23 protein-coding genes are annotated in these 24,767 nt (G+C 36.5%); 14 read left to right on the top strand and 9 right to left on the bottom strand.

Annotated features, from left to right (window positions below; genetic code table 11):
- Positions 1 to 45 precede the first annotated feature (45 nt).
- The gene (locus NST14_RS26505) at positions 46 to 1,263 is read right to left on the bottom strand and encodes a dicarboxylate/amino acid:cation symporter (RefSeq protein ID WP_000649370.1); all 1,218 of its coding nucleotides are present in this window, start codon (positions 1,261 to 1,263) and stop codon (positions 46 to 48) included.
- A gap of 223 nt (positions 1,264 to 1,486) precedes the next feature.
- Here NST14_RS26505 and NST14_RS26500 point away from each other — a divergent pair, with 223 nt between their 5' ends.
- Genes NST14_RS26500 through NST14_RS26490 form a run of 3 tightly spaced genes read left to right on the top strand, consistent with a single transcriptional unit; the run spans position 1,487 to position 3,432 of the window.
- A complete protein-coding gene (locus NST14_RS26500; protein WP_001023546.1) occupies positions 1,487 to 1,789 on the top strand; it encodes a PTS sugar transporter subunit IIB in 303 nt (100 codons plus the stop codon).
- A gap of 14 nt (positions 1,790 to 1,803) precedes the next feature.
- Positions 1,804 to 3,105, top strand: coding sequence for a PTS cellobiose transporter subunit IIC (celB, locus tag NST14_RS26495; RefSeq protein ID WP_000617774.1), 1,302 nt, complete (start codon positions 1,804 to 1,806; stop codon positions 3,103 to 3,105).
- A 9-nt stretch (positions 3,106 to 3,114) separates the two neighbouring features.
- Positions 3,115 to 3,432, top strand: coding sequence for a PTS lactose/cellobiose transporter subunit IIA (locus NST14_RS26490; RefSeq protein ID WP_000379634.1), 318 nt, complete (start codon positions 3,115 to 3,117; stop codon positions 3,430 to 3,432).
- Positions 3,433 to 3,541: 109 nt separating this feature from the next.
- On the opposite strand, the gene speD is transcribed toward NST14_RS26490, so the two are convergent.
- Together speD and NST14_RS26480 are read right to left on the bottom strand one after the other, a co-directional pair.
- Positions 3,542 to 3,913: an adenosylmethionine decarboxylase gene (speD, locus tag NST14_RS26485; RefSeq protein WP_000456819.1), complete on the bottom strand. Its 372-nt coding sequence runs from the start codon at positions 3,911 to 3,913 to the stop codon at positions 3,542 to 3,544.
- Positions 3,914 to 3,940: 27 nt separating this feature from the next.
- Positions 3,941 to 5,167 (bottom strand): polyamine aminopropyltransferase, encoded by a 1,227-nt coding sequence (locus tag NST14_RS26480; RefSeq protein ID WP_229143154.1) that lies wholly within the window; start codon positions 5,165 to 5,167, stop codon positions 3,941 to 3,943.
- Positions 5,168 to 5,550: 383 nt separating this feature from the next.
- Between NST14_RS26480 and NST14_RS26475 the strand changes: the two genes are divergently transcribed.
- The 5 genes from NST14_RS26475 (at position 5,551) to chbG (ending at position 9,767) form a co-directional block, all read left to right on the top strand.
- Positions 5,551 to 5,853 (top strand): PTS sugar transporter subunit IIB, encoded by a 303-nt coding sequence (locus NST14_RS26475; protein WP_001023567.1) that lies wholly within the window; start codon positions 5,551 to 5,553, stop codon positions 5,851 to 5,853.
- A 16-nt stretch (positions 5,854 to 5,869) separates the two neighbouring features.
- The gene (gene celB, locus NST14_RS26470) at positions 5,870 to 7,177 is read left to right on the top strand and encodes a PTS cellobiose transporter subunit IIC (RefSeq protein WP_001168828.1); all 1,308 of its coding nucleotides are present in this window, start codon (positions 5,870 to 5,872) and stop codon (positions 7,175 to 7,177) included.
- A gap of 183 nt (positions 7,178 to 7,360) precedes the next feature.
- Entirely contained in the window at positions 7,361 to 7,684 is a 324-nt protein-coding gene (locus NST14_RS26465) for a PTS lactose/cellobiose transporter subunit IIA (RefSeq protein WP_000989055.1), read from the top strand.
- 3 nt (positions 7,685 to 7,687) lie between these two features.
- Positions 7,688 to 9,013, top strand: a complete 1,326-nt coding sequence (gene celF / locus NST14_RS26460; RefSeq protein WP_000145749.1) for a 6-phospho-beta-glucosidase — start codon at positions 7,688 to 7,690, stop codon at positions 9,011 to 9,013.
- Between the two features lie 49 nt (positions 9,014 to 9,062).
- On the top strand, positions 9,063 to 9,767 hold the full coding sequence (chbG, locus tag NST14_RS26455) for a chitin disaccharide deacetylase (RefSeq protein WP_163257848.1): 705 nt from the start codon (positions 9,063 to 9,065) through the stop codon (positions 9,765 to 9,767).
- Between the two features lie 38 nt (positions 9,768 to 9,805).
- Here the strand turns inward: chbG and NST14_RS26450 are convergent, their stop codons facing one another.
- A complete protein-coding gene (locus NST14_RS26450; RefSeq protein WP_000429771.1) occupies positions 9,806 to 10,987 on the bottom strand; it encodes a chromate transporter in 1,182 nt (393 codons plus the stop codon).
- A gap of 189 nt (positions 10,988 to 11,176) precedes the next feature.
- Here NST14_RS26450 and exsM point away from each other — a divergent pair, with 189 nt between their 5' ends.
- Positions 11,177 to 11,590, top strand: coding sequence for an exosporium regulatory protein ExsM (exsM, locus tag NST14_RS26445; RefSeq protein ID WP_000207029.1), 414 nt, complete (start codon positions 11,177 to 11,179; stop codon positions 11,588 to 11,590).
- A 217-nt stretch (positions 11,591 to 11,807) separates the two neighbouring features.
- Here exsM and NST14_RS26440 read toward each other — a convergent pair whose 3' ends face one another.
- The 3 genes from NST14_RS26440 to NST14_RS26430 all read right to left on the bottom strand — a co-directional run bounded on the left by NST14_RS26440 (position 11,808) and on the right by NST14_RS26430 (position 16,599).
- Positions 11,808 to 14,483, bottom strand: coding sequence for a PRD domain-containing protein (locus NST14_RS26440; protein ID WP_046198054.1), 2,676 nt, complete (start codon positions 14,481 to 14,483; stop codon positions 11,808 to 11,810).
- 104 nt (positions 14,484 to 14,587) lie between these two features.
- Positions 14,588 to 15,325: a polysaccharide deacetylase family protein gene (locus tag NST14_RS26435; protein ID WP_000597163.1), complete on the bottom strand. Its 738-nt coding sequence runs from the start codon at positions 15,323 to 15,325 to the stop codon at positions 14,588 to 14,590.
- Positions 15,326 to 15,525: 200 nt separating this feature from the next.
- Positions 15,526 to 16,599, bottom strand: a complete 1,074-nt coding sequence (locus tag NST14_RS26430; protein WP_000378309.1) for a glycosyltransferase family 4 protein — start codon at positions 16,597 to 16,599, stop codon at positions 15,526 to 15,528.
- Positions 16,600 to 17,088: 489 nt separating this feature from the next.
- Between NST14_RS26430 and NST14_RS26425 the strand changes: the two genes are divergently transcribed.
- Both NST14_RS26425 and wecB read left to right on the top strand, forming a co-directional pair.
- Complete coding sequence (locus tag NST14_RS26425) at positions 17,089 to 18,459, top strand: UDP-glucose dehydrogenase family protein (protein ID WP_000287648.1); 1,371 nt, start codon at positions 17,089 to 17,091, stop codon at positions 18,457 to 18,459.
- A 74-nt stretch (positions 18,460 to 18,533) separates the two neighbouring features.
- On the top strand, positions 18,534 to 19,649 hold the full coding sequence (gene wecB / locus NST14_RS26420; protein WP_000140134.1) for a non-hydrolyzing UDP-N-acetylglucosamine 2-epimerase: 1,116 nt from the start codon (positions 18,534 to 18,536) through the stop codon (positions 19,647 to 19,649).
- A gap of 33 nt (positions 19,650 to 19,682) precedes the next feature.
- On the opposite strand, the gene NST14_RS26415 is transcribed toward wecB, so the two are convergent.
- Together NST14_RS26415 and NST14_RS26410 are read right to left on the bottom strand one after the other, a co-directional pair.
- A complete protein-coding gene (locus tag NST14_RS26415; RefSeq protein ID WP_341119253.1) occupies positions 19,683 to 20,816 on the bottom strand; it encodes an LCP family protein in 1,134 nt (377 codons plus the stop codon).
- 74 nt (positions 20,817 to 20,890) lie between these two features.
- Positions 20,891 to 21,526, bottom strand: a complete 636-nt coding sequence (locus NST14_RS26410) for a YigZ family protein (RefSeq protein ID WP_000926683.1) — start codon at positions 21,524 to 21,526, stop codon at positions 20,891 to 20,893.
- A 239-nt stretch (positions 21,527 to 21,765) separates the two neighbouring features.
- On the opposite strand from NST14_RS26410, the gene NST14_RS26405 reads away from it, so the two are divergent.
- From NST14_RS26405 to NST14_RS26395, 3 genes are all read left to right on the top strand, one after another.
- On the top strand, positions 21,766 to 22,608 hold the full coding sequence (locus NST14_RS26405) for a DegV family protein (RefSeq protein WP_000844764.1): 843 nt from the start codon (positions 21,766 to 21,768) through the stop codon (positions 22,606 to 22,608).
- Positions 22,609 to 22,781: 173 nt separating this feature from the next.
- Positions 22,782 to 23,096 (top strand): winged helix-turn-helix transcriptional regulator, encoded by a 315-nt coding sequence (locus NST14_RS26400; RefSeq protein ID WP_000400857.1) that lies wholly within the window; start codon positions 22,782 to 22,784, stop codon positions 23,094 to 23,096.
- Positions 23,097 to 23,243: 147 nt separating this feature from the next.
- Positions 23,244 to 24,689 carry a C40 family peptidase gene (locus NST14_RS26395; RefSeq protein WP_000499501.1) on the top strand — a complete coding sequence of 482 codons (1,446 nt, stop codon included), beginning with the start codon at positions 23,244 to 23,246 and terminating at the stop codon, positions 24,687 to 24,689.
- Positions 24,690 to 24,767: the final 78 nt, after the last annotated feature.

The raw sequence follows: 24,767 nt of genomic DNA, 5'->3' as shown, positions 1-24,767 counted from the left end.
ACGACAAAAAGAGGATGCTCAAAACGAGCATCCTCTTTCTATCTATTAAGCAAATTTGTTTTTGATCCAGTTCTTACCTTCTACAAGGCGAGCTGTCATTACGGCACAAGCGTTATCTGCTGTTACGTTTAACATCGTTGCAGGAGGATCAATGATTGTACTGATTGCTGCGATAATTGGCAATGCTTCTGGCGGGAAGCCATATAAAGAAACGATTAACATTTCACCAATCATACCGCCGCCTGGAATAGCGCCCATTACTGTTCCTACTAATAGAGAAACAACAAGTGCGATTGCTAATGTTTTCGGTCCTTCGAATTCCATGTTGAAAATACCGAATAAGAAAGCAATTTTTAATACGCCGCCTAAAACAGAGCCGTCTTTATGAAGTGTAGATCCAAGAAGGACAACTGTTTCACGAACGTCAGAAGAGATACCCATTTTCTTCGTTGCTTCTAAGTTCGCTGGAATACTTGCGGCACTACTACAAGTTGCAAGAGATGTAACTGTAGGAGAGACCATGTTCTTCCAAAATACTTGTACACCTTGCTTGCGACCTGCAAGGTATGCATAGAACGTAAAGAATACAAAGAAGTAAATAAGAGACGCTGGATAGTATACCATTGCTGCTCGGAAGTAAGTTCCAAGAAGCTGTGGTCCGAATTCACCAACTAATGCTGCGAAGTAAGCAGCAAGTCCGATTGGAGCGTAGTACATAATGAAAGATACGACTTTCATTGAAATTTCTGCACCAGCTTGTAAGAATGTAGCGAATGGTTTTCCTTTTTCACCAACTGCTGAAGTTGCAATCCCCATTAAAATAGAGAAGAAAATAAGAGCTAACATATTTTCACGAGATAGTAACTTCGAGAAGTCAGATACTGTTAGAATACCGACGATTTGATCTGCAACACTAACTGCTTTTTCAGCTTTGTCAGGTTGGGTTAGTTCTAATACAACACCTTGTGCTGGCGGGAATACTTTCACGACAATAATCATAAAAATAGCAGCTAAAATACTTGTAAATAAGAAAGTCCCAGCCATACTAGACATAATTTTACCGAAACGTTTTAATCCATCCATATTAGCAATAGATGACGCGATGCTAAAGAACACTAACGGTACAACAATCGTAAACATTAAGTTTAAGAAAATGTCACCAAGCGGCTTTAAAGCAACTGCATCGGCACCCATGAAATAACCAATGAAACCACCAATTAGGATAGAAGATAATAAAATAAGTGGAAAGCGATATGCCTTCATAAATATATCCTCCTATCAATTAAAAAAATCATACTGAATTATTATAGCGAGTTAAAGCCCTCTTTACTAGGAGAATACGGATAGATGGAATAGCGTGAAAACCGAGAAATTTTTGTTTTTAAGCTCGGCATACAGCAGGAAATCTAGACATATATATTTGTAACCTAGTTGTGGTAAGGGATGCGCCATCATTTAGGTTGAGAAGAAGGGGGAGGGAAGCGAGATGAATATTTTGCTTTGCTGTGCAGCGGGAATGTCTTCCAGTTTGATTGTTACTAAAATGGAGAAAGCAGCAGAGGCAAGAGGAATAGAGGTAAAGATTTGGGCTGTATCAGGTTCTGAAGTAAATAGCCATATTGATAAAGCTGATGTACTTTTACTTGGGCCACAAGTACGTTATTTATTACCGAAAATGAAGGAATTATGTAAGGAGAAAGGGGTACCTGTTGATGTCATTCAATCCGTTCATTACGGACTTTGTAATGGGGAAGCTATCTTGCAAGCAGCTTTGTCAATGAAACCATGAGGAGAGTGGGATAGATGATACGGTTTTTAGAGAAATATGTAATGCCGGTAGCAGGAAAGGTTGCAGAGCAGAGGCATTTGCTAGCAATTCGTGATGGACTTGTATTGACGATGCCGTTCTTAATTATAGGATCATTTTTCCTCATCATTAGTGCTTTACCAATACCAGGTTATAATGATTTTATGGCAGGTTTGTTTGGGGAGAATTGGCAGAGGGCTTTGGGGTATCCAGTTAGTGCAACTTTTAATATAATGGCTTTAATAGCTGTTTTTGGAATCGCTTACAGACTTGGAGAATATTATAAAGTGGACGCTTTAGCATCCGGGGCATTGTCGCTTGTGACGTTTTTACTTGCGACACCATTTCAAGTTGCATATATTATACCAAGTACAAAAGAGAGTGTACTTGTAGAAGGTGCTATCCCAGCTGTATTAATGGGAAGCCAAGGGTTATTTGTAGCAATGATTATTGCACTTATATCTACTGAACTTTATCGGTTTATTGTACAAAAAAAGATAATTATAAAGATGCCAGAGACAGTTCCGCCAGCTGTGACACGTTCATTTGCCGCGCTTGTTCCAGGATTTATTGTTGTAACGGTTATTTGGCTTTTACGCTTAATTATAGAAAATACTTCTTTTGGCAGTATCCATAATATTGTAGGGCAAATTTTACAGGAACCACTTAGTGTACTTGGTGCTAGTCTTTGGGGCGCAATAATAGCTGTTATTCTCGTTCATGTTCTTTGGTCATGTGGAATTCATGGAGCTACTATTGTTGGTGGTGTAATGAGTCCCGTTTGGTTGTCGTTAATGGATCAAAACCGAATTGCTTACCAAGCAGGGCAAGATATACCAAATACGATTACTGCACAGTTTTTTGATTTATGGATTTATATGGGCGGATCTGGTGCAACGCTTGCTTTAGTTGTAGGAATGTTATTATTTGCCCGAAGTCAGCAATTAAAAAGTATAGGTAGATTGTCAATTGCGCCTGGTATATTTAATATTAATGAGATGGTAACTTTTGGGATGCCAATTGTCATGAATCCAATTTTATTAATTCCATTTATATTGGTTCCAGTTGTGTTAACAATTGTTTCTTACTTTGCAATGGAATGGGGATTAGTTGCTCGTCCGAGCGGTGCTGCTGTTCCTTGGACGACACCAATTCTATTTAGTGGATATTTAGGATCAGGTGGGAAAATTTCAGGTGTTGTTTTACAACTTGTTAACTTTGCGCTTGCATTCTTCATTTATTTACCGTTCTTAAAAATATGGGATAAACAAAAAGTGGCGGAAGAAAAGGGGGAGTAAAGAACTAAAATGGATACGATAGAAACGAAGGCCTTTCACTTAATCTTGCATGGGGGAAATGCGAGAAGTTGTTCAATGGAAGCAATTGATTGCGCGAAGCGTGGGGAGTTTACAGAAGCAGAAGCGAAATTACAAGAAGCGTTAGAGGAATTAAAAGAGGCACACCGTGTACAAACGGATCTCATACAGAAAGAAGCCGGTGGTGAAAAGACCGAAGTTACCCTTCTGATGGTGCACGCACAAGATCATTTAATGAATGCAATTACGGTGAAGGAATTAGCGAGTGAATTTGTAGAATTATATAAGAAGATGTCGGTAGCTGAATGAACCTTGCGTATGCAAGGTTTTTTATGTATGTGTCTGTACCATCAGTGGAGTGTTTGTTCCACTGATGGTATTTACAATCCTCCTTTTTACAAATGAGTAAGAGTGATATTTAATCGACAGTAACAATTTCTCCTATACCACGAATCAGTTTTTTTATATGCATCTCATTTGGTTTCAATATACTTACGATATAATCAATCGCTATTTGCGGTTCAACGGTTGTACCGCACGTATAACAATCAATGGCGGCAAAGTTTTTTTCTGGATAAGTGTGAATAGAGAGGTGGCTTTCTGATAGTAAAACTAAAACAGTAACACCATGCGGATTAAATTCTTTTGTACTTACGTTTAAAACGTGGGCACCAGATTGATCAGCAGCGTGAACTAAATGATGTTCTAAAAAGTAAATATCATCTAATAGGGAAAAATCCACTCCCCATAAATCTACTATTATATGCTTACCGAAAGTAGAATATTCCATAAGGTAGCGCTCCTTACTATAATGTTGTTAAAATTCCATTTCCTGTTTGTAACATTGATGCAAGATAAGATTCGATTCTGAGTTTAAAAGAGCGAGATTACGTTGTTCTAAATGTTCTTCTCTAAATTGAAATAAAGGAGAAAGAAGGGAAGGTAATGTTCGAGGCGTTGGCACTACATATAATTGCTCAATTTGATCGAGTACATAGGCAGAATTAGCGGCAATATGAAATCCCCAGTCAGTTCCGAAAGAAGGAACGATTGTATGATAACTTTTCACAGTTAATCCCGCATGTTCAATTGTATTACCGATACTCCAATATACTAGAGGTGCATCAGCAGGTGAATTAGATTGGCAGACGAATGCCCCATCTTCTGTTAAGAATGTAGCTATCCGAGCAAAAAGTTCGCTTGTATATAAAGTACTTAAAATTTCTGTTGCTGGATCAGGAAAATCAATAATAATTACATCGTATAAGGATGAAGGAGAATTTAGAAATTCTTTCGCATCACATACGTGCACATTCACGCGACTATCCAAAAATGCATTGTTGTTTAAAGATACTATTTCTGGAACATTACGTGCCATATTAATCATTGCCTCATCTAAATCAACAAGGTCTACATGTAGCACAGTTTCATATTTCAAAACTTCTCGCAGGGCAAGGCCATCGCCACCACCTAATATGAGAACACGTTTTGGATCAATTACTTTTGACATAATTGGATGTACAAGTGCTTCATGATAAATTTGCTCATCGACGGAACTGAATTGTAGTTGCTTGTCCAAATATAAACGGATATCGCTTACTTGTAGCAAATGAATATTTTGATAATTGCTTTTTTCATTCAATAAACTTGTATGTTCACCAGCTTGTATTTCTTTTAAAGAAATTTCATCCCATATATCTAGGTTGTGTGAATCCATGGGTACTATGACTACATTTTCCGTTTGTGCTTGCTTGTCCTGTTTATCCTGTTTATCCTGCTTATCCTGTTTATCCTGTTTATCCTGCTTATCCTGTTTATCCTGTTTGTCCTGTTTGTCCTGTTTGTCCTGTTTATCCTGTTTGTCTTGTTTGTCTTGTTTGTCTTGTTTGTCTTGTTTGCCTTGTTTACCGTGCTTGTCCTGCTTATTTTCTATTTCCTGCTGTTCTAGTTCAAATTTGTTAGAGTCTAATTCAGAACGTTTGTCTTTTTTATAGCTTGTTATTCTATAAATCTTTATTTTGCTTTGTTTTCTATGTTTTGGCATAGGAATCCCCTTTCGAATTGTGTTACTTTACTCTATTCTATGTGATTTAGTAGAGTTTGCTTGGACAATAGATAGAGGAGTTTTTTTAATAGATTTTCACGCTAAAAAAATTTTTTAGTGTTTTTTTTGTTTTAAACACAACTAGACAACTAAACACTAATCTATTTTCATACAGTTATGTGTTAAAAGCGTGTTGTTTTATAACACACTGTGTGTTTTTTAATCGACACACTAATTGAAAGCGTTAACACACAAAGAAAATAGTCGAAAAAGTGCTGATTTTAGTGGTTTTAAAAAGTTGGCACGCTAATTGCATTGATAAATAGCGTAAAGAAAAATAAATAAAATATAAATTTTTTATACTACACAAGGGGGATTTTCAAATGAATATTTTATTATGTTGCTCAGCAGGGATGTCTACAAGTTTACTAGTTACAAAAATGGAAGCGGCTGCAAAAGCTCGCGGTCTAGAAGGAAAGATTTGGGCTGTATCTGGGGATGCAGTAAAAACAAATATCGATCAAGCAGATGTATTATTACTAGGACCACAAGTTCGTTACATGCTGTCTTCAATGAAAACGCTTGCTGATGAGAAAAACGTTGGAATCGACGTTATCAATCCAATGCACTACGGCATGATGAATGGAGAAGCAGTTTTAGATCACGCATTAACACTTAAAAAATAATTAGGGGGGAAGCAAAATGCAAAAGTTTATTGCATTTATGGAGAAATATATTGTTCCTGTCGCTGGTAAAATCGGATCGCAACGTCACTTAGCTGCGATCCGTGATGGATTTATTGCAGTTATGCCACTTATTTTAGTTGGTGCACTGGCATCACTAATTAATGGTTTTCCATCTGAAGCTTTCCAAGATTTCATGAAAGGTTTGTTTGGTGAAACGTGGAAACAAGTTGGCGGTGGAATGTGGACTGGTTCTTTCGCGATTCTAGCACTAATCATAGCATTTACAACAAGTTATAACTTAGCAAAATCTTACGGCGTTGATGGTTTGTCAGCAGGTATTATTTCATTTGGTGCGTTAATTATTCTTACGCCAACAACACCGAAAGAAGGCGGATTGAACTTAGTTTGGACAGGTGCACAAGGGTTATTCGTAGCAATTATTGTGGCACTCCTTGTTACTGAAGTATTCCGTTTCTTCGTACAAAGAAACATTACTTTTAAAATGCCTGATGGAGTACCACCAGCAGTTTTAAGATCTTTTGCAGCTATAGTTCCAGCATTTGTTATTTTAACAGTAGTTGCAGGTATTCAATTAGCAGTGAAATTAGCTGGTACAAGTGTTCATGAATTTATCTTTAATACGATTCAATCACCACTGCAAAGTTTAGCAGGGACATTACCAAGTGCAATTGTCATTGTACTCCTTGTTCATCTTCTTTGGTTCTTCGGTTTACATGGTCCGAATATCGTTGGTGGTATTATTGAGCCATTATACTTACCGGCATTAGAGAAAAACATGAAGTTATTCCAAGGTGGTACATCTGCATTTGATGTTCCAAACATTGTTACAAAACCATTCTTTGATACTTTCGTATATCTTGGTGGTTCTGGTGCAACATTAGCGTTCTTAGTAGTTGTATTACTTGTAGCAAAAAGTGCACAATTACGCGGTGTATCTCGCTTATCAATTGGTCCAGGTGCATTCAACATTAACGAACCAGTAATCTTTGGTACACCAATTATTTTAAATCCAGTTTTATTCTTGCCGTTTATCATAACACCAATCGTATTAGTAATTACTTCTTATACAGCTATATCTATTGGTTGGGTACCAAAGACAGTTGCGATGATTCCATGGGCAACACCACCAATTATTAGTGGTTATCTTGTAACAGGTGGGCATCTTTCAGGCGCAATTCTACAGTTATTCAACTTTGTAATTGCGATGGTAATCTATTATCCATTCGTTGTATTATGCGATCGTTCTGTTGTTCGTACTGAAAAAGCAGCAGCACAAGGAAATAACAACTCTGTACCTATGTAACACAGTAATTGTTCTCACAGATAACACTATCTGTGAGAACAATTACTTTTATATCATGTTCAAAAAGATGAGATCCATCTACAAGAACACCAAACTATCATTCATAAATTAATATTTTAATAGAAATGTTCAAACTGAAGGGGTATGTAAGTCGGTTGAACGATAATAGAGAGGGCGGTAATTATGATGACTACAGCAGAACAAATTCCATTCCAATTGATTTTAAATAGTGGTAATGCACGAAGCTTTGCGATGGAGGCACTTCAATTTGCCAAACAGGGGAAAATGGCAGAGGCTGATGAAGCGATGGTAAAGGCGAAAGAAGCGATTAATGAAGCGCATCATTTCCAAACAGAGCTCATACAATCAGAAGCAAGAGGAGAAAAAACAGAGGTTAGTGTTCTTTTAATTCACGCACAAGATCATTTAATGAATGCGATTACAGTAAAAGAATTAGCAGCAGAGTTTATTGACCTTTATAAAAAGTTAGAAGCGAAAGGGGAATAAAGCATGACTGGAATTAAAATTGCTACAATCGGCGGTGGATCTAGTTATACACCAGAGTTAATTGAAGGATTTATTAAACGTTATGATGAGCTTCCTGTTCGTGAAATTTGGTTAGTAGATATTGAGGCAGGAAAAGAAAAGTTAGAAATCGTTGGTAACTTAGCGAAACGTATGGTAAAAAAATCTGGTTTACCAATTGAGGTACATTTAACGCTTGATCGTCGCGAAGCATTAAAAGATGCTGACTTCGTAACGACGCAGCTTCGCGTAGGTTTATTAGAAGCTCGCGCAAAAGATGAAGCAATCCCGTTAAAATATGATGTAATCGGTCAGGAAACGAATGGTCCTGGTGGTTTATTCAAAGCATTGAGAACGATTCCTGTTATTTTAGATATTTGTAAGGATATGGAGGAGCTTTGTCCGAATGCATGGTTAATTAACTTTGCAAATCCAGCTGGTATGGTAACAGAAGCTGTTCTTCGTTATACAAATATTCAAAGAGTAGTTGGTCTATGTAACGTTCCAATCGGAATCCGCATGGGTCTTGCAAAATTGCTTGAAGTAGATGCAAGTCGTGTTCACGTTGATTTTGCAGGTTTAAATCACATGGTATATGGATTAGACGTATACTTAGATGGCGTAAGTGTAATGGATCGTGTGTTAGAACTTGTAACAGATCCAGAAAAGCAAATTACGATGGAAAATATCGCTGCGCTTAACTGGGAGCCAGACTTTATTCGCGGCCTTCGTGCAATTCCATGTCCATACCATCGTTACTACTACAAAACACGTGAAATGCTAGAAGAAGAGAAAGAAGCTTCTGTTGAAAAAGGTACACGTGCAGAAGTAGTAAAACAATTAGAAGATGATTTATTCGAGTTATATAAAGACCCGAATTTAGATATTAAACCACCACAATTAGAAAAACGTGGAGGCGCTTATTATAGTGACGCAGCATGTAGCTTAATTACGTCTATTTATAATAATAAAGGTGATATCCAGCCTGTTAATACACGAAACAACGGAACAATTGCAAGCTTGCCACATGATTCGGCTGTTGAAGTGAACTGTATTATTACGAAAGAAGGTCCAAAACCAATTGCAGTTGGAGATCTTCCGGTACCAGTTCGCGGTTTAGTACAACAAATTAAATCATTCGAGCGCACAACAATTGAAGCTGCTGTTACAGGGGATTATCATAAAGCGCTGCTTGCTATGACAATTAACCCACTTGTACCATCAGATAAAGTGGCAAAACAAATTTTAGATGAAATGTTGGAAGCGCATAAAGAATATCTTCCGCAGTTCTTCAAAAAGGTAGAGAAATAAAAGCGGCGCTATTTAGCCCGCTTTTTTTATTCTATTAGGAGGTATTATGATGATTAAATTAATTGTAAATGCAGATGATTTCGGTCTTACAGAAGGTACAAATTACGGCATTATTGATGGACATATAAATGGACTTGTAAATTCAACGACGATGATGATGAATATGCCAGGAACAGAGCATGCGGTACGCTTAGCAAAAGAGTATAAAACGTTAGGGGTAGGCGTACATCTCGTATTAACGGCAGGGAAACCGCTTCTTGGAGATGTACCGTCACTTGTAAGTAGCGATGGATTGTTTCATAAACAAAGTGTCGTATGGGAAGGGAAAGTAAATCCAGAGGAAGTTGAGAGAGAGTGGACTGCTCAAATTGAGAAATTCCTATCTTACGGATTAAAACCAACTCATTTAGATAGTCATCATCACGTGCATGGATTGCCAATTTTGCACGATGTTCTTGAAAGGTTAGCTGTTAAATATAATGTTCCAATTCGTCGTTGTGAAGAAGAGCGAGCAGTACGCCCATTTTCTGACGTATTTTACAGTGATTTTTACGCAGATGGTGTGACGGAAGATTACTTCGTGAAGTTAAAAGAAAGAGTACAAGGTGAACAAACGGTAGAAATTATGGTTCATCCAGCTTATATTGACCCAGAGCTTGTGAAGCGTTCTTCTTACGTAATGGATCGCGTGAAAGAATTGCGTATTTTAACAGAGAGTGAGTTGCCTGAAGGAATAGAGCTTATAAAGTTTTAATAGAAAAAAGACGGCTACATTATGCCGTCTTTTTTTATTTACAAAATGGATAGAATATATCCGCCAAAGGCTCCAAGTATAACGATAACCCAAGGTGGTGTTTTCCAAAAAGCGAGCAAGCAAAATAGAAGAGATGCAAAAACAAAATCTACAGCGTTCATAATCGTGCTTGTCCAAATCGGATCATAAAAAGCGGCAATTAAAATACCGACAACGGCCGCATTGACTCCAAGTAGTGCGCCTTGTATGAAAGATATTTTTCTCACACTGTTCCAAAAGGGTAAAACACCAATAACGAGTAAGAAAGCAGGAAGAAAGATCGCAATTGTTGCAAGTATGGCACCAAGCGTCCCGTTTAACACTGCTCCTATATAAGAGGCGAATGTAAATAGTGGTCCTGGCATTGCTTGTGTTAATCCGTATCCAGCTAGGAATTGTTCTTTCGTCATCATTCCGTTTTGTACGAACTCACCTTCAAGAAGGGGGAGGACGACGTGGCCGCCTCCAAATACAAGTGCGCCAGAGCGATAGAAACTATCAAATAAAGCGATGTAATAAGAGAACGGTCTTAATATTGGTAGCAGTAGTAATAGTCCGAAGAATAAGACGAGACAAGAAACTGCTATCTTTTTTGAAATAGGTACTTTTATATGTTGAGATTGACTAATTGGTTCGTTGCGATATAAAAGCCAGCCGATAAAGCCAGATATGATAATGAGAGTGACTTGTGTCCAGCTACTTGGCCATAATAGGGCGATTGAGGCAGTTGCAATTGCAATCGTCGCACGATTTCGGTCTGGCGTTAATTTTTGCGCCATTCCCCATATGGCATGAGCGACAATAGCGACTGCTACAAGTTTTAGTCCATGAATCCAGCCAGTACTTCCAAGGTCGAACTGATTAAGGAATGAGGCGAAGAAAACTAAAACAAGCACAGACGGTAAAGTGAATCCAATCCATGAAATAATAGCTCCTAATAGTCCGCCCCTTAATAATCCAACGCCCATACCGACTTGGCTACTAGCAGGACCAGGGAGGAATTGACATAGTGCTACTAAATCTCCATAGATTCGTTCATCCATCCATTTTCTTTTTTGTACATATTCGTGGTGGAAATACCCAAGATGGGCGACGGGGCCACCAAACGAAGTAAGTCCTAATTTAAATGAGACGAGAAAAATCTCTAATAATGTGTGAAAAGTGTATTTGTTATTTTCCAAAACGACCTCCTAGAATGTTTTTCTAAGTGCATTATACAAGAGGTAGTAAAGCAAAAGGAACGATTCTAATGTAAAGATTATGTGAATCTTTTCTTCGTAATTAACACTTGAAAAAGTCATAAATGATTATGTATAAACCATAAAGTAGTAGAAGTAGTGCTGGGAAATTTATATAAGGAGAATGCCCGTATGACAACACATTTCTTTGCGAGGTTAACAGGTAAGAGGGAAATACCTCCTGTAAATACAGAAGCTTATGGCGTAGCAGAGTTTATATTTAGTGAGGATTTAAAGAAGTTGCAATATCGGGTCATATTGAAAAACATCGAAAAAGTTACATCATGCCAAATTCATTTAGGGAAAGCAAATCAAATTGGTCCAATTGTTTTAAGTTTATTTGGTCCATTAAAGCAAGGTATTAGTGTTAATGAAGGAGTCGTCACTGGTGTAGTTAATGTGGGGGATTTTGAAGGGCCTTTACAGGGGCGAGCGTTTGATAGCTTACTGCAAGAAATCATTCAGGCGAATGTATATGTAAATGTTTATACGAAGTCCCATAAGAAGGGTGAAATAAGGGGGAGAATTAGGAAAGTAAAGAAGTAGCAAAAAGGCTGTTCATATTGAACAGCCTTTTCTGTTATAAGGTGCGAATTTTAGCGATTATTGACGGTAAATCGATATATTAGAAAAATCGCTGATAAAACTCGAGTTGCGCTGATATATTTTGAAAATCGCCGATAAAACCTGAGTTGCGCTGATATATTTTGAAAATCGCCGATAAAATCTGAGTTAAGATGGATATACTAAAAAACTGCCACGATTAATTTTTTAGAGGCTGATTTTTAATGAAGAAGTCCATAACATAAAACACTTCGTCATCAGGTATTTGTATTTCAAATGTATTTTCAATTGGCTGCAATGCTTTTTTTACTTTCATATACATCCAGTATTCATCTTGTCTTCGTTTCTCTTTATCTGGATGAGGGAGAAGGCTTTCTCCCTTTTGAAGACGGTCAACCATACAGCTCATATGCAGAATAACACCCATTAAACTGTCAGGAGTTAGCTGTAAGGAAATTAATTCTTGAATTGTATTTAATGCGTAACGAATTGTTTTGATAAGTAATGCTCCGTCGTTACGCTGCATTTGTTGTTCAAGAATATCAGCCATTTTTGCATATGTTTCTTCGTACGTAATTAATTCTTGAATTGGCTGAATCGCTGTGTAGTTTACAATGTCTTGGAAATGATACGTTAAGCATGGCACTTGCACATCAAAATTCGTAACAATACAAATGATATTCCGCTCTTTTTTTATGTTCTCAATCATTTTCGTTAAATCTTTTTCATGGACGATACTAATCGGAATGATTTCAATTAAGTCTTTGTCAAATCGTAAATAGTTCTCCAACATTTTTTGAATAGCTAAAGCACTGCCTTCCCCAGTTAAACAAGCTGTCAAAATAACAGATTTCATTGGTGATAGTGGTTTTTTCTTTTCTTCTTGTACGTTTAAGTAAAACGGTGTTAAGTTCTTCACCGTTTCATATAATGCATCTAACGAGTAGCCAAGCTGAGCTTTTCGAGCCGCTTCTAGTGCATGTGGAGTGCTTGTCATGGAAAGAACACGCACTGGAATTTTGAACTCAGTTTCTAATATATCACCAATATAAGCGAGAGATCCCATATCAACGAGTAAGAGAAGCCCGTTTACATTTTGGAGTGTTTTCATATACACTTTCACACGCTCTAAGAAATCTTTCGGCGATTCATGTAACGGCATATCGATACCGGTTACTTCGTCAATGCCGAGCAGTTCATTTGCGACGTTTGCCATTTCTGTTGCTATGCCGTTGCCGTGCGCTAATATTAATACTTTTACTTCTGTTTGTGAGGCAGGAATTGGATCAACAACGAAGAACATTGTTAAAAAGCCTGCTTCATCGATAGGCATTGTTATTTGTAATTCGTCTTCCAGTAGTTGAATGCATTGCATAGCTACGGAAAAAGCTTCTTTATATTTCGTACGAATTTGATTTAATTGCGGGTGATGAATTTGTTTTCCGGCCTGTAAACGTTGTAGAGTTGTCTGTACATGTAAACTTAAAGCGAGAAATACTTTTTCATCGAACGTTTTGGATAAATGTTTTTCAGCAAGTTCAGCAATTTTTTCACAAACGGAAACGATATTACGATCTACAATTTTAAAAACATTTTCATGACTTGTCTTTTTTGACATTTGGTTAAAATATTGTACGAAAAAGCTTTGAATATCATTTTCTATTAGTAATTCTAATTCTTCCTCTTCAATACCACGAGCTTGAAGTTCTTCATATTTATAGTCAATATAATCGTAAATAGAAGACTGTTTTTCATTTTCTATTTTATGATTACTCCAACCTTCATCACCTGTAAATATAAATGTTTCATTCGGTATTTGGTATAGATGACGGCTCTTTCTTTCAATGAATAGTCCTTCTTTCATATACCAAGGTAAGTCTGTGCTTGAAACATAGACAGAATCACGTTTCTTTGTCACGAAGTCAGAATAGGCTTTCGCACAGGCAATTTGTACATCCGTTTTTAATTGGCCGATGTTATTGGGACAATTGTAAAAGACGAAAGCACGCATTGCATTTGGGCTAACGTGAATTTCTTTTCGCAAGCGAATTGCTTCATTTGTGAAAAATAGTTGCAGTAAAGCAAAACGTTCTTTATGTGTACGCTCACGAAGTGGTGGCAGCGTGACAGTCATTGGTATACGTCTTGTAAATGTTTTTAATAAAAATGAATTTGGTTCTTCTGTTGTTGCAGTAATGATCAATACTTGTGCTTTACGTTCGTTTTCTGTTTCTCCAAGGCGGCGATATACTCCGCGGTCAATAAAGGTGAAAAGCATTTCTTGTCCCTCTGGAGGAAGGCGATGTACCTCATCTAAGAAAAGGATCCCTTCATGTGCTTTTTCAATTAACCCTTTTTGATCACTTGCCCCTGTATACGCTCCTTTTTTAATTCCAAATAATTGCCCGAGTAGTAGCTGTGGGTTATTTGCATAATCAGCACAGTTAAAGACGATAAATGGTGCATTTTTAGGAAGCTGTTCAACTTCAATTGCATATTCGTGCATTAAAGAAGCAAACATGGATTTTCCGACGCCTGTTTCTCCGAGCAGTAAAGTATGCATACCGTTTGGAGGATAGAGAATAGAAGCTTTCGCTTTTTCGATTGCGATTTTAAGGCTCGTATTTTCAACTGCAAATGTATCTAATGAAGTTGCTTCTTTTGAATGCGTTTCCAACGAAGTGTTCGTTTCTATATAAAAACGAACAGGACGCGTATTTGTTTTTAATAAACGTTTATCTTTTACGAGTTTGTTTAAGTCGCTACTTACATTGGCTCGATCTAGCTGCAACAGGGTAGCGAGTTCTGATGCAGTTACACCTTCTGTATAATTGCTTTTTTGTATTGCGTTAAAAATGAGATCTATTCGTTTCATTTCTATTCACCTCGAAACTTCATCACTATTTAAAATTTTACACAAAAATGGGAAGGGTGGGAAGAGAAAAATAAAACAGCCTTAGCACATAGGCACTAAAGCTGTTACAATCTTGTGTCTTTCCAAAAGTTTACTTCGAGATGAGAAGATGGATTATAGGGAAGAAGCTTGTATCCTTGTGACTGTAAGTAATCAATTACTTGTGGCAGTATTTGTACGGTTACACTCGAATCATGCATTAAAATTACTTCGACTTGTTCATCGCTCTGATTACGTACCCTTTCTAGTATGGCAGAAGGGTTATCATAGCTTTTCCAGTCGTATGTATCGATTGTCCAATCCCACATTTTATACTGGGCTGATACAAGTGCATCACGGTAATTTTTTTTTAAATAAGGCATGCTACCATACGGGACACGAACGAGATGTGAATTTAATTTTGTAACTTGCTGAACGATGCTTTGTGTTTGTTCCATCTCTGTAATTAAGGCAGATGGATCACCGGTGTAAAGGCGTTTTACATCATGTGACATACTGTGAAGCCCGATATAATGTCCGTCTTTAATTAATCGTTGCATTGTCTTTTTATAATGTGGCACTTTTCCACCAATAACAAAGAAAGTTGCTTTTCCGTTCTTTTCTTTTAAGATGTTTAAAATTTGCGTAGTATATTTGTTTGGTCCGTCATCAAATGTTAAGTACGCGATTTTTTTGGTAGAAGAGGTAGTTTCGGTATTTGGATGATGTTCAGCAGGGGGAATGGTAGTCGCTCCTGCATGAGATGACGCGTACATAGTAATCGTTAAAAATAAAATAATGTATTGAAATACTCGCTTGATCATAACATTCACCCTCAGTTTGACAATCAAGATGTAAAAAAGAAAATATAATCCTTTTCTTATTATGTATATCTTTCTCCAATAGTGGAACTCTCAAACAAGCTATATTTTGGAAATGTAAAATAATGAATAAAAAATAGCATCCTCTTATAAGAAAGAGGATGCTATTTGAATATTCCATAATAGTAAAGGCTATACTACAATTAGTCTTCGCGTTTTTTCACTTTTTTATAAAAGGAAATAAGTGGTTTGTAACGTTCATGTACAAGTCCAATTACTTCAGCAATAATTTCTGTAAAGAAGATTAAAACGAAAAGAAGAATAATGGATAACCATAATGTTGCACTAGTAAAAATAATAGCATTTACGCTAAAGAAGATACCAAACGCGTATATAATTAGTACCGTTTTGCGATGTGAGAAGCCCATTGCAAGTAAACGGTGATGTAAATGCGATTTATCTGGTGCTGAAATAGGTTTTTTATTTACGATACGACGGATAATTGCAAATGCCGTATCAAATACAGGTACGCCTAAAATGATAACTGGAACGATAAAGCTGAATAACGTTACACTTTTGTATAATCCAAGTAACGATATAACAGAAATACAGTATCCTAAAAATAGTGCTCCTGTATCTCCCATGAAAATTTTTGCTGGATGGAAATTGTAGAATAAAAATCCAATTGTACTTGCAAGTGCAATTAGTGCTAGCGGTAAAATGATAGCCGTTCCAGTACCCCATGGGCTAGTGAAGGCCATGTATGCTAGCGTTGCCAGTACGATAGATGAAATACCAGCGGATAATCCATCTAAGCCGTCAATTAAGTTGATTGCATTTGTAATACCTACAATCCAAAATACTGTAATTGGGTAAGCAAGCCATCCAAGTTCAGTATCCCCGAGGATTGGAATATATAATACTTGCACTAATAATCCACTTTTTACAATCATAATGGCAACTAATAGTTGTCCACCGAATTTTACCTTCGCAGATAACTCGTACATATCATCTAAAATACCGATGATTACAATGATAATCGCACCTAGCGTTATCGATAACATTCTTTGTTCATATAAGCCACCGACAACAAATCCAACAGCCACACCAATAAATATTGCTAACCCGCCAAGACGAGGCATAATCTTTTGGTGCACTTTACGCGCGTTTGGCTTATCTGTTGCTCCTATTTTAAAAGCTAACTTAATAACTAAAGGAGTAACGACGAGTACAGTGATGAAAGATGCCAAAATGGCATAAATCACTTGTGAGTCCATTAATACCCCACCCTTTTATAGTCTAACGTAATTTTTTTTAATATATTTATCTGAAAATTATGATGTTTATTTACAGGCTCATAACATATGGTATCACAAAAAGATTAGAATTCAATCTTTTTTTCGTTTTATGGTAAATGGAAGCAGATAGAATATATGACAATGGTATACAGAATGTTGAATCGTTTGAGAAGGTTAATCGTATTGGGCTTTGGAATATGACATTTTCTCTTTCTCTTTAATAGCGAATAATTTTATTTCAATATTATAAGTGTTACACGTAGAAATGAGTAAGTTCCGTGTTAAAATGTGGGAATTTTTCAAGCCTGAATGTGCAACTTTAATCTCGGTAAAATTTCTATTTGTTTTATGGACAATATTTAATTTTACAAAAACTTAAAAAAGAATGAAGAAAGCAATTCATATAATAAAGAAGTAAAAAAGTTTTCTCATTTTTAATGTGAGAGGGGGAAGCACAGGGGAAATTCTATGTATTCGTATATTTTCTATTGTATATTCCTGTGCGAAAAGGAAATGAAAATTACGATAATAGGTACCGGATACGTTGGATTGATTACAGGAGTAGGATTGGCAGTATTGGGACATTCGGTTACATGTTTTGATATAAATGATGAGAAAATTGAACGGATAAAACAAGGGGATCTGCCTATTTATGAAGCTGGCTTATATGAATTAATATATGATGCGTGTGAGAATAATCGTTTAACTTTTACAACAAGTAAAGAAGAAGCATTTCATGATGCAGAATTTATATTTATTGCAGTTGGAACGCCATCGTTATTAGATGGGACAGCAGATTTAACATATATTCAAAATGCATGTTTTGATATTGGAGCATATGCGACTAAAGACATTATTGTTGTTACAAAAAGTACTGTTCCTGTAGGGACGAATGGTGCTATGAGGGGATGGATTGAGGAGACATTACAAAATAGGCATGAATTACATATTGTATCGAATCCCGAATTTTTACGGGAGGGTTCAGGGATTTACGATTTTTTTCAGGGAGATCGTATTGTAATTGGAGCTGATAATGAGGAAGCGGCGCGAAAAGTTGAGAATTTATATAGTAAATTACATTTGCAAACGTATGTTACAGATATAAAAAGTGCAGAGATGATTAAATACGCATCGAATGCCTTTTTAGCGACAAAAATTAGTTTTATCAATGAAATTTCAAATATATGTGAGAAGGTAGGAGCTAATGTATTAGATGTTGCAAAAGGAATGGGAATGGATAAGAGAATTGGGTCGTCTTTTTTAAATGCGGGCATTGGTTACGGGGGATCGTGTTTTCCGAAAGATACGAAAGCGCTTGTGCAAATTGCAGGGAATGTGGCACATGATTTTCGTTTGTTAAAAGCCGTCATTGAAGTAAATAATAAACAACAGCTATTATTGATTGAGAAAGCGAAGAAAGTAATAAATATGAACAAGAAGCGAATTGCAGTGCTGGGAGCAGCATTTAAACCGAATACAGATGATATAAGAGACGCACCGTCCCTTATTATGATACAAGAATTAATGAATATAGGTGCAGACATAGTGCTATATGACCCGAAGGCGATTCAAAATATGAAAAATATCTTTGGAGAGGCTATACAATATAGCGAATGTATAGATGAATCGATTAGAGGAGCGAGTGCGGCTTTTATCGTGACAGAATGGGAGGCTATCCGAACGTATCCGTTAGGAAAGTACGTACAACTTATGAGAGAACCTATTTTATTTGATGGAAGAAATTGTTATACTAATGAGGATGTTAAGAAACAAGGAATAGATTATTATTCTGTTGGAAGAGAAAGTATTCATAAGAGGGATTTTTCCGTTATTCGTTAAAAAGGTATGTATTCATGTATATTCTTATATGTCATAATAGGATTTGTAACTAGTGAAAGAAAAGAGGCAATGAAATGACTGAACGTTTAAAAGTAATGACAATTTTCGGGACACGTCCAGAAGCAATTAAAATGGCACCTCTTGTATTAGAGTTGCAAAAGCATCCAGAGAAAATTGAATCGATTGTGACTGTAACAGCACAACATCGTCAAATGTTAGACCAAGTATTAAGTATCTTTGGAATTACACCAGATTTCGATTTGAATATTATGAAGGATCGCCAAACTTTAATCGATATTACAACGCGTGGTTTAGAAGGTTTGGATAAAGTAATGAAAGAAGCAAAGCCGGATATCGTACTTGTACATGGTGATACGACGACAACGTTTATCGCAAGCTTAGCTGCTTTCTATAATCAAATTCCAGTAGGTCATGTCGAGGCAGGACTTCGTACATGGGATAAATATTCTCCATACCCAGAAGAGATGAATCGTCAATTAACAGGTGTAATGGCAGATCTTCATTTCTCACCTACAGCAAAATCAGCAACGAACTTACAGAAAGAAAATAAAGATGAATCACGTATTTTCATAACAGGAAATACAGCGATTGACGCACTAAAAACGACTGTAAAAGAAACATATAGTCATCCTGTACTAGAGAAACTTGGAAGTGATCGTCTTGTACTTATGACAGCTCACCGTCGTGAAAACCTAGGAGAGCCAATGCGTAATATGTTCCGTGCAATTAAGCGTCTTGTTGATAAGCATGAAGACGTACAAGTTGTGTATCCGGTTCATATGAACCCTGTTGTTCGTGAAACTGCAAATGATATTTTAGGCGATCATGGCCGCATTCATTTAATTGAGCCGCTAGATGTAATTGATTTCCACAATGTTGCAGCTCGTTCATACTTAATGCTAACTGATTCTGGTGGTGTACAAGAGGAAGCTCCGTCATTAGGTGTACCGGTTCTTGTTCTTCGTGATACAACAGAGCGTCCAGAAGGTATTGAAGCAGGTACGTTGAAATTAGCGGGAACAGACGAAGAGACAATCTTTAGTCTTGCTGATGAGTTGTTATCAGACAAAGAAGCTCATGATAAGATGTCAAAAGCATCTAATCCGTACGGTGATGGCCGCGCATCAGAGCGTATTGTAGAAGCAATCTTAAAACATTTTAATAAATAAAAAAACAGCCAAATCGCATGCGATTTGGCTGTTTTATTGCTGATTTCTCATAATCCACTCTGCATGAGCATTCGTAGAAGGAGGGGGATCAGTTGGTGTTTTGTTCTGATTATGATTCGTTTCTTTCTTCGCTTTCTCGTTAGAGTTCGAATTTGAAGAAGGAGTGGATTCCGTTTTTGTTGTTGAATTTTCTTGCGTGGTTACCTTTTCTCCTAGTTCTTTTTTAATTTCGTTACGTACTGCCTCAACACCGTTTGGATCTGGAAGGAAGTAATAAATACCACCTATTTTTTTGTCTTCTCCTTCAAGTTTGAGTGTTTGTATTGTGGAAGGATCAAACCCAGAAAGTTTCTTGTAAAGAGCAAGGCCATCTGAAATAGGAATGTCAGTTTTTATATATTTTCCAACGACTGCTGTCAAATCTTTAATTTTAAATACGGTAGAGGTGGAATTTAGTTTTTGAGCAACAGCAGCTAGTAATTGTCTCTGTCTAGCAGCCCGGCCATAGTCACCATTCGGATCTTGCTTTCGCATACGAACGTAAGCGAGTGCTTCTTCACCATTTAATTCTTGTTGTCCTTGCTTAAATTCGATTTTTTTGTAGTAATCCACGTCTGAACGCTCCCAAAAATCGAAGGGGACATCAACAGTAACACCGCCAACAGCATCAACAATACCTTTAAAGCCTTGGAAATCAATTTTAAGATAATGGTCGACAGGCACTTTTAGAAAATCTTCGACAGTTTTGATTGCCATTTCTTCTCCGCCGTAAGCATGCGCAGCGTTAATTTTGTCCTCTTTATTCTTTCCGACAATTGGAACGCGACTATCCCGAGGAATACTCATAAGCGAAATCTTTTGCGTTTTCGGATTGACTGTCGCAAACATTAATGAATCTGTACGACCATTTTGGCCGTCTGTTGCATAATCTTCTATACCCATAATAAGGAGTGTAAAAGGCTCCTTTGTAATTTCTACATCTTCGGTTCTCAAATCCGATTTTTCACGAGTAAAACCACTATACATCCCCATGAGAGAAGAGTAGGAATTTAATATATAAAGTCCTACACTACCAAATAAAAATAAGAAAATAAGGAAGTAGAAAAACTTTCTTCTTCGTTTCTTTTTTATTCTGCTATTTTGGAGATGATAATAACGCTCTTCCATATATAATCTCCTTAGTTCATTTGTAGGAAAGTAATTCACTACATTAATCTTTAAAGGCGATACAGTATTTATTCTTAGATAACATCTTGTTCTAAGTACAACATATCTCCTTCTGTAATTGTACATTTCCCATTTGTTAATTCAATCATCCAATCCGTGAATGGTTGTTTTCCATCTTCTTCTACATACGTATCAAATGTGACATTTTCGAGGTAATGTATATCTTTAATAGCATATTTTGAATTGCGTAATTCATTTTCAATTTTACCAAGTAATGTGTAATCAATTTCGGTCTGCATAACACGCATTAATTTTCGCTCGACAACACCGACATGATTAATGCCTTCGCTTGTACATTTTCCATATGCGCGAATTAATCCACCAGCGCCCAGTTTGATGCCACCAAAATAGCGGGTAACGACAACGACGGTATCTTTTAAACCGCGTTTTTTTAGTACCTCTAACATAGGTACGCCAGCTGTACCGCTAGGTTCACCATCATCATTTGCTTTTTGAATTTGATCTTGTTCGCCAATTAAATAAGCAGAACAATTATGTGTTGCATTCCAGTTTTGTTTTTTGATTTTTTGTATGAATTCTTGAGCCTCTTCTTCGGTTGTAGCACGACTAACATAACAGATGAATCTTGATTTTTGAATAACAATTTCGTGTTCACCGTAGTCTTTTATTGTTAAATATTGTAATAACACTTGTATACGCTCCTATCCATCAAAATGACTAGTACTTTACATTTTAAAAGCGGGCGTTTTTATATTCAAACATTTTTTATAAATAAGCTGAAATTTTTGGTGAGTGTTTTACCTTTTTGTTGTAATTTGTCGAGATGATGAGTATAATTTCAAACCCGCATTTTCATGTATGGATGCACCATTTTTAGTTTTCGTGTAAAATTAGGAAATAAAAACTTTTTTATAAGGCAGGTACGAAAATGAAAACAGCTATTGTTACTGATAGTACAGCATATATACCGAAGCATATTCGTGATGAACTCAATATATATATGATTCCATTAAACGTTGTGTTTGGAACGGAATCTTATCAAGAAGAAGCTGAAATTTCAGCAGATGATTTTTATGTAAAAGTACGTGAGCAAGAAGAACTTCCAAAAACTTCTCAACCAGCAATCGGAAAGTTTGTTGAGCTATATGAAGAATTATCTAAGGATTATGATGCAGTTATTAGCATTCATCTTTCAAGTGGGATTAGTGGTACATATCAAACTTCAACGACAGCTGGTCAAATGGTAGAGGGTATTGATGTATATACGTACGACTCTGAAATTAGTTGTGAAGTACAAGGATTCTACGTGCGTGAAGGTGCAAAGCTAGCAAGCGAAGGGAAGGATCCAAAAGAGATTATCGCCCGTTTTGATGAAATGAAGAAAACGATGGACGCTTATTTTGTAGTAGATGATTTACACCATTTACAACGTGGAGGCCGATTAAATAGTGCGCAAGCTTTCATCGGTAGTCTGTTACAAGTAAAGCCGGTTTTATATTTTAGAGACAAAATCATTATCCCGTTTGAAAAGATTCGTACGCGTAAAAAAGCGTTAAAACGTATCATTGAAATTTTTGATGAGCAAGCAAGTAAAGGTGTACCTATGGAAGCAGTTATCATTCATGCACAACGTGAAGAGGAAGCGAATGAATGGAAGGCAGAATTAGAAGCAAAATATCCTCATGTTACAATCCGCACAGGTTATTTCGGTGCTGTAATTGGAACGCATTTAGGTGAAGGTGCATTAGGTCTTGGATGGTATACGAAGTAATAAAGATATAAAAAGCTCTCTTTCGGAAGAGGGTTTTTTTACGGATATTTTACGTGAAGTTGACAAGTTAATATTTGGAAATGGTAAAATGTACGTAAAATAAAATAATGAGGAAAGTTTTATAACTTACTTTTTACAAGAAACTATATTATAATAGAAGAGAGGTGAAACATATGGAGCATAATTCTTGTTTATGTCCAAAGTTTGAGTCAGCTTTTACTTTGCTTAGTAAGAAATGGACTGGCTTAATTATTAAATCTTTGCTGGAAGAGTCAAAACGTTTTAGAGAAATCGCAGATATTATACCGAATATGAGCGATCGTATGTTATCAGAGCGTTTAAAGGAATTGGAAAGCGAAGGCATTGTAGTTCGTAATGTTTATCCAGAAGTACCAGTTCGAATCGAGTACGGCTTAACGGACAAGGGAAAAGCGTTAGAAAGTGTTATGGATGAAGTCCAAAATTGGGCTGAGAAATGGATGAAATAACGTTTTGATTTCATCCGTATTAGTATATTTAATAAAACGTAAGGGAAACCTTGCGTTTTTTTCTTTGCTTATAAAAACCTTTTAAAACTCTACACATATATACAAAAATATGCATATTTTGCGATGGTGTTACATATAATATTACATTTGTTTTACAAAAGCGTAACATTAGCAAAAAAAATCCCGAATTATGGTATAAATTTTATAGGTTATATACGGAAAAAGAAAAAAGAAAGCGGTGTAAAAAATAAAATGAAAAAGCTAAAAATGGCATCTTGCGCATTAGTGGCAGGGTTAATGTTTTCAGGACTAACACCAAATGTATTTGCTGAAGATAAAATTTCTGACGTGAAATCACAAATTAATACACAAAATGACACTTTACATAAACAACAACAAGAACGTGATGAATTACAAAAACAAATGAATGACTTAAACAAAACAATTCAAGGTTTAGATAAGTCTGTTCAAGAGAATGCTGCAAAGCTTGATGAAACAACGAAAAAAGTTGCGGACACTGAGCAATTAATCGAAAAGAAAAATAAAGATATTGCAGAATTACAAACGAAAATTGCAAAACGTGAGGAGTTATTAAGAAAACGTTTAGTTGCACTTCAAGAGCAACCAAACACAAACGTTGTAACAGAAGTTCTTGTAAACTCTAAAAATCTTGCAGATTTAGTTGATCGTTTAAATTCAGTTTCTAAAATTCTTGAGTCTGACGAAGACATCATGAAAACACAACAAGAAGATCAAGCGAACGTGAAAAAAGATGTTGAAACGGTAAAAACAAAGCAAAAAGAATTAAAAGAAGCACAAGCTCAAATTGAAACTGCTAAAAAAGAACTTGATGTTGAAAAAGCGAAAAAAGCAGCGGCAGTAAACGATTTAAGCGGTAAAATGGATACAGTTGTAACTTCAATGACAAGTACGGAAGAACAATTGAAGGAGCTTGAACAACAGGCATTAAAATTACAGCAAATTGCTGAAAAAGAAGCACAAGAAAAAGCAGCACAAGAAGTTGCTGCTCAAAAACAAGCAGAACAAGCTGCACAACAAGCACAAGCGCAAGCTCCAGCACAACCGTCACAGGCTCCAGCTCAGCCAGCACAAACACAAGCAGAGCCAGCAGCTCCAGCAAACAATGACGGACAAGATAAAAAAGAAGAGCCTAAGAAAAAAGAAGAGAAAAAAGCAACACCAGCCCCAGTAGTACCAGCTGACAATGGTGGCGGAAGACAAGATGTTGTTGAAAAAGCTAAAGGCTTAGTAGGTTTAAAATACGTATGGGGTAGTGCGTCAATTTCAAATGGTGGATTTGACTGCAGTGGTTTAATCTCTTATGTTTACGGTTTAGGTCGTCAAGATACTAGAGGTTTATGGAACTCTGTACAAAAGATTAGCGCATCTGAAGCAAAACCAGGAGATCTTATCTTCTTACAAGGTACTTACAGAACAGGCGTATCTCACGTTGGTATTTATATTGGTGGCGGTCAAATGATTCATGCTGCTGATGAATCAACAGGTGTTACTTACGGTAGCGTAAATAGCTCTTACAACCAAAAACATTTCTTAGGTTACGGTAGATTATAGGATTATAATTGAATAAAAAACGTGTATAAAGTCGATAGCTTACTATTTTATAAGTAGGTTATCGGCTTTTTTGCGTTT

The sequence above is a fragment of the Bacillus sp. FSL W8-0519 genome (assembly GCF_038005585.1).
Taxonomy (GTDB): Bacteria; Bacillota; Bacilli; order Bacillales; family Bacillaceae_G; genus Bacillus_A; species Bacillus_A paranthracis.
Note: the sequence above shows the minus strand (reverse complement) of the source record. Positions and strands in the feature narration are given on the sequence as shown.